At 65.6% G+C, this 13,521-nt stretch carries 8 protein-coding genes and 2 pseudogenes; 7 read left to right on the top strand and 3 right to left on the bottom strand.

Translation table 11 applies throughout. The features are described 5' to 3' along the window. Positions 1-52: 52 nt before the first annotated feature. Positions 53-764, bottom strand: a pseudogene (locus ACIA75_RS30215) (ABC transporter ATP-binding protein); the annotation flags it as partial. A gap of 29 nt (positions 765-793) precedes the next feature. Continuing rightward, positions 794-1,051, bottom strand: a pseudogene (locus tag ACIA75_RS30210) (ABC transporter substrate-binding protein); the annotation flags it as partial. A gap of 383 nt (positions 1,052-1,434) precedes the next feature. On the opposite strand from ACIA75_RS30210, the gene ACIA75_RS30205 reads away from it, so the two are divergent. The 3 genes from ACIA75_RS30205 (at position 1,435) to ACIA75_RS30195 (ending at position 5,349) form a co-directional block, all read left to right on the top strand. Next, positions 1,435-3,909, top strand: coding sequence for a hypothetical protein (locus ACIA75_RS30205; protein WP_397110008.1), 2,475 nt, complete (start codon positions 1,435-1,437; stop codon positions 3,907-3,909). After that, positions 3,906-4,703: an ESX secretion-associated protein EspG gene (locus ACIA75_RS30200; protein ID WP_397110006.1), complete on the top strand. Its 798-nt coding sequence runs from the start codon at positions 3,906-3,908 to the stop codon at positions 4,701-4,703. The genes ACIA75_RS30205 and ACIA75_RS30200 overlap by 4 nt, the downstream gene beginning before the upstream one ends. Before the next feature lie 247 nt (positions 4,704-4,950). Further along, positions 4,951-5,349, top strand: a complete 399-nt coding sequence (locus ACIA75_RS30195) for a DUF732 domain-containing protein (RefSeq protein ID WP_397110004.1) — start codon at positions 4,951-4,953, stop codon at positions 5,347-5,349. 86 nt (positions 5,350-5,435) lie between these two features. On the opposite strand, the gene secA is transcribed toward ACIA75_RS30195, so the two are convergent. After that, a complete protein-coding gene (gene secA, locus ACIA75_RS30190) occupies positions 5,436-8,282 on the bottom strand; it encodes a preprotein translocase subunit SecA (RefSeq protein WP_397110002.1) in 2,847 nt (948 codons plus the stop codon). A gap of 307 nt (positions 8,283-8,589) precedes the next feature. Between secA and ACIA75_RS30185 the strand changes: the two genes are divergently transcribed. From ACIA75_RS30185 to ACIA75_RS30170, 4 genes are all read left to right on the top strand, one after another. Next, positions 8,590-9,996 (top strand): wax ester/triacylglycerol synthase family O-acyltransferase, encoded by a 1,407-nt coding sequence (locus ACIA75_RS30185; RefSeq protein WP_397110000.1) that lies wholly within the window; start codon positions 8,590-8,592, stop codon positions 9,994-9,996. 10 nt (positions 9,997-10,006) lie between these two features. Beyond that, a complete protein-coding gene (locus ACIA75_RS30180) occupies positions 10,007-10,510 on the top strand; it encodes a DUF6912 family protein (protein ID WP_397110346.1) in 504 nt (167 codons plus the stop codon). A gap of 175 nt (positions 10,511-10,685) precedes the next feature. After that, a complete protein-coding gene (locus ACIA75_RS30175; protein ID WP_397109998.1) occupies positions 10,686-11,819 on the top strand; it encodes a ferredoxin reductase in 1,134 nt (377 codons plus the stop codon). A 155-nt stretch (positions 11,820-11,974) separates the two neighbouring features. Next, on the top strand, positions 11,975-13,351 hold the full coding sequence (locus ACIA75_RS30170; RefSeq protein WP_397109996.1) for a fatty acid desaturase family protein: 1,377 nt from the start codon (positions 11,975-11,977) through the stop codon (positions 13,349-13,351). The last annotated feature ends 170 nt before the right edge of the window (positions 13,352-13,521 follow it).

Here is a 13,521-nt window from a genome sequence, read left to right as displayed (position 1 = left end):
CCTTCTAGAGGGCCACACGCCAGCGTGACAACCGGCGTTCGGTGAATAGCTTCCGGAACTCCGCGCCGGAACGGACGTCGTCGGTGCCGCGGTCGATATCGATACCGACCGCTGTCTTCACCCGCCCCGGCCGGGAGGTGAGCACCGCGACCCGCTTCCCCAGGTAGATCGCCTCGTCGATACTGTGGGTGATGAACAAGATCGTCTTCCCGGTGCGTTCCCAGATGGGCAGCAGTTCGTCCTGCAGCGATTCCCGGGTCTGCGCGTCGAGCGCGGCGAACGGCTCGTCCATCAGCAGTACCTCGGGATCGAAGGCGAGACTGCGGGCGATCGCGACCCGCTGCTTCATCCCACCGGACAGTTCGTGCGGGTACCGGTCCGCGAAACCCGCCAGACCCACCAGCTCGAGGTAGTGCTCGGCGTTCGGCACGCGGTACTCCCTTGGCTTCGAGCCCGAATTCGACATTGCGGCGGGCCGTGCGCCAGGGCAGCAATGCGTACTGCTGGAAGACGATTCCGCGATCGAGACCGGGGCCGGTGATCGGAGTGCCGTCGAGCAGGATCTGCCCCGAAGTCGGGGCGCTGAGCCCGCCGAGCAGATCAAGCAGCGTGGATTTACCGCAGCCGCTGGGGCCGACGAGGACCAGGAACTCCCCCGCGGCGAGGTCGGGGGTGATATCGGAGACCGCGGCCAGCTCGGACTTCTGACCCCTGATCGGAAAATTCTTGCTCACCTGAGACAGGCGGAGTTTGGGTGTGCTCATTTCTCACCGGCCGATACTTGTCCGTCGGGGCCGGCCGCGTTGAGTTTGACCACCGCACCGTTGAACGCGGACCCGAACTCGATCTCCCCGGTCGCGGGCGACTGGATGTCCTGTGGACCGCTGGTGGTATTGTCGACCCACTCCAGCTGGACTTTCTCGTAGTAACCGAGGTCCGCCGCCAGTTCGTGGAATCCCACATCCCCGGCCCAGCCCTGATAGCGCAGGACGGTCTTACCGTCGGCGGGCCTGGTCGCTTCCCCGCCCGCACCGCACGCGCACAGCAGCATCACCACGGCGGCGACCAGTGCGGTCACCGCGGGCCGCAGCGGCCGCACATGCACGTGTGGTTTCAGGCGTCTTGGCATGACATCGATCCTTATGAGGTGATGGGGCTGCCCGTCATGGTGCGGCGACGACGGCGAAGTCTGAACCGTTTGCGTCACGCCGAGTCGAACCCTTCGCGGTGGCCAACGGCGTGCGGTCGCCTCGGGCCCCCCCGGACCGGCCGGTTCGCCGGGGCGGACCGACCGGTGGGTACCGGGTCGAATTTCCCCGGACGTTATGGGAAGTTAATCCCGGTGCGGTGTAATGCGATAGACGTGTGCGCGGCACCCGGCCAACGGTCTCGGTGCGCCACACCGGGCCGGTTTTCGAGGGAAGGTCAGTTCCGATGGTTCAAGAGCCGGGCACCTGGGCCGGTCTGAAACAGGATGCGTCCCAAAACCTTCTGTATTTCGACCCCGCCGCGGCCGTGACCGGCGCGGAAGCCGCCGGCCGGATGGTCGATCAGATGCTCGCCATGCGCGCCGCCATCGACGATTTCTATATGGACGAACTGAGCAACTTCACCGGTGGCATCCTGACCTCCGGCCAGGGACTCGCCGAGATCTACAACAAACGCGCGGATCGACTGTCCACGGTGCTGCAGGACCACGCGAATATCGGCACCGAGATGGCGAATGCGTTCGTCCAGGCGGGGCTTTACTACCGCCGGACCGAGACCGAGAACTCGGCGGATCTCGACAAGATTCTCGACAAACTCGCCGAGTTCAAGGTGCCCGTGGAGCCGACCTCGGAGATTCCGATGGTGTACACGGACGGCCCCGACTACGACGCCTCCGAGCACCCCGCGGGGACGCCGACCAATGCGGGCTGGGACGGGGTCCAGGACGACTATCGCTCCCTCCCTGCCTCCGCTGTGCCCGATGAGCTGCAGCGCTACATCGGCCGCCAGGAGTCCATATCACCGGATACGGTCCAGCTGGAGAACAGTTCGGCGCTCGGCTTCCAGCATTTCCGCGGCCTGGCGGACAACCTGCCCTGGGGCATCTTCGTGCTGGCCGCGATGCGGCAGCGGTGGTGGCAGCTGGCCTCGCATACGAAGACCGAGCTGGAAAAGTTCGAGACCGCCATCGAGAGTATCCAGGACAAGTGGCTCGGCCAGGCCGCGGACCGGGCTCGGACGGCCACCAAGAACTACGTGGATTCCATTGCCCCGCTGTGGAATTCCATGTTCTCGATGAGTGAGAACATGTGGTACACGGCAGAGTGGCTGCGCCGGACTCAGATCTCGATGCCGCAGGAAGACTTCAACTTGACGGGCTCCTCGGTCGAGCAGGCCGTACTCCAGCGGTACCGAGAGGAGTGGGACAAGCACTACGCCGAGGGCATGCGCAACACTCTCCGGGAAATGCCGATCATCGAAGGGCCGATTGCCGAGCCCAAGCCGGCGCCCCCACCCCCGCCCCCGCCTCCGAACGAGGACAACAACCAGAACAACAACAACAACCCGAACAACAACAACGAGAACAACCCGAACAATCAGGGCCCCGGGGACAAGACCTATCAGGAAGGCTACGACGAGGGGTACGAGCAGGGATACGACGACGCCCTCGAGGAGACCGGCCAGGGCCAGGGCCAGGGCGAGGGCGAGGGCCAAGGATCCGGGAGCGGGTCCGGCAACGGCCAAGGCGAAGGTCAAGGCGGCGGCCAGGGCACGGGCCAAGGGCAGGGCACGGGTCAAGGCGAGGGCCAAGGACAAGGCAGCAGCAGCCAAAGCCCCGCGCAAACCCCCGAGGTCCCCAGTCACGATCAGGCCGAATACGGCTCCGGTGAAACGACGCCCGCCTCTTCCGAAACCCCCGGTGGTTCCGGCGGAACCACCCCGGCCCCCGCCAGCACAACACCGACCGTGCCCTCGATCCCCGCCGCGGACACTCCGGCGGAAAGCATTCCCAGCGGCAGCGACAGCGCCCCGGTCACCGGCACCACCATGCCGAAGAATCCCACCGCCGCCGATATCCTCTCCAAGCTCACCGGCATTCCCAAGTCGCTCCTGCCCGAATCCCTGAAGAACATTCCGGTCACGGGGCAGAACGGCAAACCACCGACTCTCGCCGACGCCCTGTCGAAGATCACCGGTATCCCGCTCGACGAGATGCCCGAGGAATTGAAGGACACCCCACTCGAGGACCTGTATTCGGGAGATTCACCGTACGGCCAGATGGAAACCCTGTTCGGCGCGCTGGGGGAAACCACCGGCAAACCGGCGGGCGATATCAGTCCGACCGATACGGAAGCAGCGATCGCCGGACTACTCGGTGGGACACCGGAAACGATGGCAAGCGGCGCGCCCGGCGCCGAGAGCCAGAGCATGCTCGACCGGCTGGTGAACATGCTCACCCAGGGCATCCAGGCCTTCACCCAGACCGGCGACATGCCCGGGATGGACCAGTTCGCGCAGATGCTCGATCCGAGTCAGCTCCAGCAGCATCTGGGCGAACTGCTGTCCGGCTCGGGTGAGATCCAGCCGGCCGGCGGCGGCTCGGGCGGCGGCGCCGGAGTACCGGCCACGGAACACGCCCCACTGGAACCGTATCCGGGGACGAAGCCGAGCCCGTTCCCCCGCGCTTCGGTCGCCGGTCCGGGCCTGGAAGTCGCCTCGTATTCCGGAGTATCGGCCGGATCGACCTCTCCCGGCGGTATGCCCGGCTCGCCCATGATGGGCTCCGCGGGCGCCGGCGCGGCGAATACCAACGGACAGAACAGCGACCACACCCCGCCGGAGTTCCTGGTGTCGCGCGAGAACCTCGACGAAATCTTCGAAGATTCCCAATCCAAGGTGCGGCCGGTGATCGAGCAGTGAATCACACCTGGGAACTGACGGATCTCGAGTTCGTCCTCCTGTGCGAGGAACACGGATCCACCGAATTACCGGTTCCCTTCACCTTCACCAGCCGGACCTGGCTGGCGGCGGACCATCGGCAGGAGCGGGCGGTAACCCTGCGGGCTCTGCGGGACCGCAATGATTCCGATCTGGACGCGATGGCCGGTGCCGTCGCCCGGCCGGATGTCACCGTCGTCGCGCAGGCCTGGGACGAGCAGGAGCCGGAGAAGCCGGAGAGCTGGAGCCGGATACACGCGGTCAGGCAACGAGCCCGGGGTTTCGTGATCACTCAGCGCCCAGGCGAAACAGTTTGGCACAGCGGCGGTTTCGATATCACCGCCTGCGATCCCCATGCCCTCGTCGAGACCGTACTGGACCTGCTGCCGCCCGCGAAAGCCGGCCGGATGAGCCAGATCACCCTGCTGGATCCCGATACCGAGCCCGATGCCCGGCCCTTCGTCCCGCTGATCAGCGATGACGACGAACCCGAGGACGACGAGGCCTACCGCAGCGCGGCCTTCCTGAAAGCGCCTACCACCGCGGTCGGGTCGGTCCAGGTTTTCCAGGGCCGGTCCATGTTCGGACCACGCGGCCGGGTCGATATGGGGCTGCGGTGGCGGGATCTGGCCGATGACGGGCGCTATGTGATTCCGCTCGCCGCGGAGGTACCCGTGGCGACCGGGATGGGGACCAAGGGCATGGTCGAGTGGGTTCAGGAGCAGGTCGTCGAGGTGCTGCTGCGCCTGGACCGGAATCTGGAACACGAGGAGTGAACCCGCTGGACCGCTGCGGTCCAGCGGGGCCGTAAGCCGTCGGTGACACCGTGAGCGAATCCTGTTCGGCGGTTCTCACCCGAACGGCAAACAGTCAACATCGATTCCGGTTACGATGCGCGCGCATCGATGCAGTGCCTCCGCGGTAGTCGCGAGGTATCGAGGCGATCGTCCAGGCCCCCGGGCCCGGATATCTGTGTGTACGACAGCTTTCCCATCCGCATGTCATTCGAGCACAGAAGGAACGATGTTCAGGATATTGATCATCAGCGCGGTGGCCTCCGCGATCGTGTTCGGCAGTTCCCCGGCCGTCTGGGCACAACCGCATCCGGGTACAGCCCGATCGGGTGCCACGGGCACCACCGGCCCGCACAATCCGGCCGGAAAAGACGATTCCGTCGCCCAACTACCTTTCCGCGATCGAGAATTCCTCCGGGCCAGTGCGTTCGACGACGAGGCCCGGCCCCTCCAGGACGGGGCGATCGCACTCGCTCGCGCCCAGTGCGAATATCTCGACAAATCCGGCAACACCGCGGCGAATCGCACGTACCTCGCCGAGGAAGCACGTCCGTTGGTGGAGTACCCCTACCTGTTCTTGGCGGCCGCGGTCCGCTCCTACTGTCCACGGCACACCGCGCCGAGTTGATCGGGTCCGGCCCCGGCGGATGAACGCCGGGGCCCGCACGAAAACAACGGCGCCCCACCGGGAGGTGGGGCGCCGTTCTTGCGGAATCAGTTCTTACGACGGGACTTCGGCCCCTTGCCCTGTTTCGTCTGCGCGCGCGCAGCCTCGCGACGCTGGCGGCGGGTACCCTGCGGCTGATCGTCGGAACCGTATTCCTCGGCATCGCTGTGCACCGCCGTGCTTCCGCCCTCGGCCGGACCCGAATAGCTGAGGCCCCGCGGACCCGACTGGTCGATACCGCGGGCCCGCAATGCCGGGGGGGCGCCGTTCTGGATCGGCAGTTTCTCCGTCGGGTACTGGCTCTCCGGCGGCACGGGCTGGGAGCCGATCGGCGACCGCAGTCCGCCGTCGATCTGCACTCCCTCGGGCTGCGGCTGCTGGACCTCCACCTGGACGTTGAACAGGATGCCGACGGCATCCTCTTTCAACCCTTCCAGCATGTTCGCGAACATATCGAAACCCTCGCGCTGGTATTCGACCAGCGGATCACGCTGCGCCATGGCGCGCAGGCCGATGCCCTCTTTGAGATAGTCCATCTCGTAGAGGTGCTCACGCCATTTGCGGTCGAGCACCGACAACAGCACCTGACGCTCCAGGGTGCGCATACTGCCCTCGCCGGCCAGCCCGTCGATCTCCGACTCGCGCTGTTCGTAGGCGGCGTGGGCGTCGTCGAGCAGCGTCTCCCGCAGATCGTCGGCGGTCAGTTCGCCGGCCTCGCCGACCTCCGTCTCGCCGGTGAGGTCCTGGTGGCTCATGCTCACCGGGTAGAGCGTCTTGAGCGCACCCCACAGCTTGTCCAGATCCCAGTCCTCCACGTAGCCCTCGGCGGTGGCGCCGTCGACATACGCGGTGATCACATCCGTGATCATGCTCTGGACCTGGCCCTCCATATCCTCGCCGCGCAGGATCTGGTTGCGCTCGCCGTAGATGACGGTGCGCTGCTGGTTCATCACCTCGTCGTACTTGAGCACGTTCTTGCGGATTTCGAAGTTCTGCTGTTCGACCTGGGTCTGCGCGCTCTTGATGGCCTTGGAGACCATCTTCGCCTCGATCGGCACATCGTCGGGCAGATTGAGGCGGGTCATGATCGACTCCAGCGCGGCACCGTTGAAACGGCGCATCAGCTCGTCACCGAGCGACAGATAGAACCGCGATTCGCCCGGATCGCCCTGGCGGCCGGACCGGCCACGCAGCTGGTTGTCGATACGCCGGGAATCGTGACGTTCGGTGCCGAGCACGTACAGACCGCCGGCTTCCTTCACCGCCTCGGCATCCTCGGCGACCTGCTTCTTCACCTTCTCCAGGGCATGGAACCAGTTGGCCTGGTACTCCTCCGGTGTATTCACCGGGTCCAGCCCCTGCTGACGCAGCAGGGTGTCGGCAATAATGTCCGGGTTACCGCCGAGCACGATATCGGTACCGCGGCCGGCCATATTGGTCGCGACGGTCACCTGGCCGGGCCGACCGGCCTCCGCGATGATCTGCGCTTCCTTCTCGTGGAACTTCGCGTTCAGCACATTGTGCGGAACACCGCGCTTGGTGAGCTGCTTGGACAGGTACTCCGAACGGTCCACGCTGGTGGTACCGATCAGCACCGGCTGCCCCGCTTCGAATCGCTCCACCACATCGTCGACCACGGCGTTGAATTTCGCCTCTTCGGTCTTGTAGATCAGATCCGCCTGGTCGGACCGGACCATCGGCCGGTTGGTCGGGATCGGGATAACGCCCAGGCTGTAGATCTGGTGCAGCTCGGCGGCCTCGGTTTCGGCGGTACCGGTCATCCCGGACAGCTTGTCGTAGAGGCGGAAATAGTTCTGCAGGGTGATCGTGGCCAGGGTCTGGTTCTCCGGCTGGATCTCGACCTCTTCCTTGGCCTCGATCGCCTGGTGCATACCTTCGTTGTACCGGCGGCCGACCAGGATGCGCCCGGTGAACTCGTCGACGATGATCACCTCGCCGTCCCGGACGATGTAATCCTTGTCCCTGGTGTAGAGCTCCTTGGCCTTCACGGCGTTGTTCAGGTAACTGACCAGCGGCGAGTTGGCGGCCTCGTAGAGATTGTCGATACCGAGCTGGTCCTCGACGAACTCCACACCGGCCTCGTGCACACCGATCGTGCGTTTCTTGATATCGACCTCGTAGTGCAGATCCTTTTTCAACAAAGGCGCAATTCGGGCGAATTCGGCATACCACTTACTGGAGGCATCGGCCGGGCCGGAGATGATGAGCGGGGTCCGGGCCTCGTCGATCAGAATGGAGTCGACCTCGTCGACCACGGCGAAATTGTGGCCACGCTGGACGAGATCGTCCAGCGAATGGGTCATATTGTCGCGCAGATAGTCGAAGCCGAATTCGTTGTTCGTGCCGTAGGTGATATCGGCGTTGTAGGCCTCGCGTCGCTGCGCGGGCGTCATTCCGGCCAGGATCGCGCCCACCTCGAGGCCGAGGAAGCGGTGCACCCGGCCCATCCATTCGGAGTCACGTTTGGCCAGGTAATCGTTGGTGGTGACGATATGTACGCCGTCGCCGCTGATCGCGTTGAGATACGCGGGGAGTACCGAGGTGAGGGTTTTGCCCTCACCGGTCTTCATCTCCGCGATATTGCCCAGATGCAGGGCCGCGCCGCCCATGATCTGCACCTTGTAGTGCTTCTGCTGCAGCACCCGCCACGAGGCCTCGCGCGCCACCGCGAACGCCTCGAGCAGCAGGTCGTCGAGGGTCTCGCCGTCGGCGTAGCGCTCCCGGAACTCATCGGTCTTGGCCTGTAGTTCGGCGTCGGTGAGCGAGGCGAAGTCGTCCTCGAGCTCGATCACCTCGTGCGCGAGATGGGAGAGCCGCTTGACCATGCGACCTTCACCAAAACGTAGCAACCTCGACAGTGTCAGCGCAGGCACGAGTCTCGTCAGTCCTCTGGGTCGGTTTCGGCTCCGATGTTCGCGGCGGCACATCCCGGCAACGGGAGCGCAGCCACAGCTTGCTTCATGGTAATGCGGCTCCCATGGTAGGCGTCGGCGCGTACCCGGCCACCGCGCCTTCGTCACAATTTCCGGCGTGGACGGGGGCGGATCCGATATACCAACGCCGGGCACCACGCAAGGCCGCCGAATTCCGTATCGGAAAATCCACACAATGGTGCGGAAACGGCTTCCGACTGGTCACAATGGAGTCCGGGTTCCGGACTCCGAAGGGGCAGACACCAGCGTGATAGCCAGGCTGACACCGCAGGACGCCGACTTCTTCCGGCTGGAATCGACCACCCACCCGGTACACATCGGGTCGCTGATCGTCCTGGACAACACCGCGGGCGGCGAGCAACTCCTGGACTACCAGGTTCTGGTCGATCTGGTCGAATCACGCCTGCCGCTGGTTCCCCGATACCGGCGCAAGGTCCGGGAGGTCCCGTTGTCGCTGGGGCGGCCGGTCTGGGTCGATGACAGCCGGTTCGATATCACCTATCACATCCGCCGCTCCGCACTACCTTCCCCGGGCAACGACGACCAGCTGCACGAACTCGTCGCCCGGCTCGGCTCGCGCCCGCTGGATCCATCCCGGCCGCTGTGGGAGATATATCTCATCGAGGGGCTGGCCGGGGGCCGCTGCGCCATCTACACGAAATCCCACGCCGCACTGGTCGACGGCGACGCCGCCCTGGAAATCGGGCATGTCGTCGCGGACGCGGCCGAATCTCCGCGGGAAATCGCCGATGACCGGTGGCGGCCGGGCCGCGAGCCCAGCGATACCGATCTGCTGCTCGGTGCGCTCGGCCATCTCGTGGCGCAGCCGGCCTCGGCGGTCGAGGTGCTCCGCGAAGCCGGCGCGAACGCGGCCGGGCTGATCGGTACTGCGGGCCGCACCCTGGACACCGTGGCGTCGGCGATCCGGTCGGCGGCCGGCGGTGCACCGGACAGTCCGTTGAACACGCGCACCTGCCGGCAGCGCCGGTTCGCCTCCGCGGTGACCGACCTGGACGATTACAAACGGATCCACCAGCACGTCGGCTGCACCATCAACGACGTGGTCCTGGCGGTGCTGACCGGCGCGCTGCGCAACTGGCTGATGTCGCGTAACAAAGGAATGACCGAATCGACCGTGCTCCGGGCCGTCGTGCCGATGTCGGGCTACGGCACCGAACCCCGGGCCGGGCGCACCCTGCCCAGCGAGATCACGCCCCTGCTGATCGATCTGCCGGTGGGCGAACCGAGCCCGGTGATGCGCCTGTCGCATATCGCCCACGCGACGGCGGACGACGGCCGGCAGCGGCATGCGGTCCGTGCCCGTACGCTGGTACATCTGGCCGGTTTCGCTCCGGCCAGCCTGCATGCGATGAGCGTCCGGGCGGCGAGTACGTTCGCAGACCATACGTTCAATGTGGTGATCACCAACGCGCCGGGCCCGCAGACGGCCATGTACGTCGGCGGTGCGCGGATGCTGGAGATGTACCCGGTGTCACCGTTGCTGCGCAACCAGGCCACGAGTATCGGGATCTCGTCCTACGACGGACGGGTCTGCTACGGACTCAACGCCGACCGCGAGGCAATGGCCGATATCGGTGTACTGGCCGCGTCGGTGCCCGAATCTATGGAGGAGTTACTCGGTGCCTGCCTCTGATCGCAAGACCATGCGTGTGTACGTACCGGCCACCGTCGCGATGTTGCGGGAACTGGTGGACAAACGCGAACTACACGCGGTGGGCGGGACGGCCTTCGCCCTCACCCCCGCGCTGCGCGAGGCCTACGCCTCGGGCGACGACGAGGAACTCGCGGAGGTCGCCATGGCGGAGGCGGCCCGCGCGTCGCTGCGGCTGCTGGCCGATGATATCCACAGTTCGGCCACGCCGATGTTCCGGCGAGCGGTGATCGCGGTGGACGCCACAGGCGTCACACTGCGCCCCGACCTGGACGACGCCGTCGTGAAACTGGACGGCCCGATCGAGTACAAGCGGATCGGATCGGTGCATATGGACCTGGCCGAGGCCGAATCCGCGGTGGCCAAGGCCGTGGACATCATCGACGCCGCGGATCTGGGCGACGAGGACGCCGAATTCGTCCTCGGTGACGCCGAGGACCATCAACTGGCCTGGTACGCCACCCAGGAACTGCCTTTCCTCCTCGAATTGCTCTGAGCCTTCCCTTGCTCCGGGCCCCGGCCCGCGCCGGCTTCCCGCCTCGATACGCTGCCGAAATGATCGGCCGATCGTTGTGACAGCGCACCATCCCGGCCCAACCTACGATGCCGTAACCTGTGGGCAGGCGGTCGCCCGACGGTGGCCACGACGACAGAAGGACGACACGGCACCGATGTTTCTCGATAATGTCCGGGAGTGGCTGGAGGCTCCGGCGGCCGATGTCGCCGAACGCGGCGGCCGGCTCAACATGCTGCGCGGGGCGGTGGCCCGGGCGACCACCCCGCTGCTGCCCGACGACTATCTGCATCTGGCCAATCCACTGTGGTCGGCGCGGGAACTGCGCGGCCGGGTGGTGGACGTCCGCAAGGAGACCACCGATTCGGCCACCCTGGTGATCAAACCGGGCTGGGGGTTCGATTTCCGGTACGAGCCCGGGCAGTACATCGGTATCGGGATCCTGGTCGACGGCCGCTGGCACTGGCGTTCGTATTCGCTCACCAGCCCGCCCGACTGGGACGACCCGCGCTACGGCAAGAAAGTCATCGCCATCGCGGTGAAGGCGATGCCCGAGGGTTTCCTGTCCAGCCATCTGGTCAACGGGGTGAGTCCGGGCACCATTGTGCGCCTGGCGGCCCCGCAGGGCGCCTTCGTGCTGCCGTCGCCACCGCCGCCGAAGGTGCTGTTCCTCACCGCCGGATCCGGTATCACGCCCGTGATGTCCATGTTGCGTGCCCTGGACCGCCGCGACGCGGTGACCGATGTGGTGCATATCCATTCGGCCCGCACCGCCGACGAGGTGATGTTCGCGGCCGAACTCGAGGACCTGCACCGGCGGCATCCGGGATTCGTCTCGCATATCCACCTCACCGGCGCGAAAGGCAAGTTCGCCCCCGCCGCCCTGGACCAGCTGTACCCCGATTGGCGGCAGCGGCAGACCTGGGCCTGCGGCCCGCTGGGCATGCTCGACGAAATCGAGAAACACTGGCACGGCGCCGGTCTCGGCAACGCCCTGCACGTGGAACGGTTCGAGGTGGAACGGTCCGCGACCACCGAGGGCGGCACCGTCACCTTCGGCAAGACCGGGCGCACAGTGACCGTCGACGGCGCCACCACACTGCTGGAGGCCGGTGAATCCGCCGGCGTTCAGCTGCCGTTCGGCTGCCGGATGGGTATCTGCCAAACCTGTGTGGTGACCTTGAGTTCGGGACATGCCCGCGATCTGCGCAACGGCAACGAACGGTACGAAGGCGAAAAGGTACAGACCTGTATCTCCGCCGCCGCCGGGGATTGCACGCTCGACGTCTGACCGAACCACCACTCCCGGCAATCACCGGGCACAGGTACCCTCGAGAGGAACGGGTGGGTTCCTCCCCGAGGGCGTCGACGCTCGCGGAAACGTGTTCTCGTTTTCGACCTATCCCGCTCTCGTCTCCGCATATCGCGCCTACAGAAGGGACGCCGGTGGCCATCACCGACATCAGAGCCTTTGCCCACCTCACGGCCGCGGATGTCGAGATGCTGGGGCAGGAACTCGACGGTATCCGGCGCACCGTAGAGCAATCTCTGGGCGAACGCGATGCCCGCTATATCCGGCGCACCATCGCCGCCCAGCGCGGCCTGGAACTCGCCGCGCGCGCCGTACTGTTCGGCAGCCGCAACCGCTGGGCCTGGCTGGCCGGTACGACAATGCTGTCGGTCGCCAAGATCATCGAGAACATGGAGCTGGCGCACAACATCAGCCACGGCCAATGGGATTGGATGAACGATCCCGAAATCCACTCCACGAATTGGGAGTGGGATATGACCGGGCCGTCGGCACAGTGGCGGCGGGCGCACAACTACTCCCACCACACCTACACCAATGTGCTGGGCCGGGACGAGGACCTCGGGTTCGGCATTCTGCGGATGACCCGCGACGAAGAGTGGCGTCCCCTGCACCTGGTGCAGCCGATCGCCAATATCGTCCTGGCCGCCGCCTTCGAATGGGGTATCGCGCTGCACGACTGGAAGATCGAGAAACAACTCGCCGGTGTGCCACGCTTCCAGCTCGGTTCCGAACCGAACAAACTGTTCGGCCGCAAGATCGTCCGGCAGCTCACCAAGGATTTCGTGATCTATCCGGCGATCACCGGTCCCGCTTTCACCGCCACGTTGAAGGCGAACGCCACCGCGAACCTGGTCCGCAATCTGTGGGCCTACGCGGTCATCTTCTGCGGCCATTTCCCCGACGGCGCCGAGAAGTTCACCGAGGAACAACTCGCCGGCGAGACCCGGGGTGAATGGTATCTGCGGCAGATGCTGGGCAGCGCGAACTTCTCCGCCGGGCCGGTGATGGGTTTCATGAGCGGGAATCTGAGCTACCAGATCGAACATCATCTTTTCCCGGATCTGCCGAGCAACCGCTATCCGCAGGTCGCGGTGGCGGTGCGCGAACTCTGCGAGAAGTACGACCTGCCGTATACGACCGGATCGCTGGGTAAGCAGTACCTGCTGGCATTCCGCACCATTCACAAATTGGCGCTCCCCGACCGCTTCCTGCGGCGCACCGCCGACGATGCGCCGGAAACATCGTCCGAACGCAAGTTCGCCGCACTCACCGCCCGGCCGGGCACCGAGCATCGGCCGTGGAGTATCGACCCGGCGACCGGTGAACGGCGCGGATTGAAATCGGCTCTGCACGACGCGAAGGTTGCCTTGCGGGCCAAGGCCCGGCACGAGAAAGAAGTGCTGCGCGCCGCCGAGCGGACCGTGCGGGCCAAAGCCCGGCAGGAGCGGGATCTGGTCCGGCGGGCCCGGAATGCACTGCGGACAGCTAACGCCGGACGGCCGGCCCGGTAGTCGCCCGCCCGGGGTTTCGCCGTATCGATTTCGGATGTAACGTCCGCCCTCGACCGGGCGATTATGACGTCGAGCCTCGGTAGTGATCCATTACGTCGGCGGATTCCGCTCGACTTATCACCCCCCATTGGGACATGCAATAGGGCGCACGCCACATTTTCTACCAAATC

The organism is Nocardia sp. NPDC051750 (genome assembly GCF_044453135.1).
Taxonomy (GTDB): domain Bacteria; phylum Actinomycetota; class Actinomycetes; order Mycobacteriales; family Mycobacteriaceae; genus Nocardia.
Note: the sequence above shows the minus strand (reverse complement) of the source record. Positions and strands in the feature narration are given on the sequence as shown.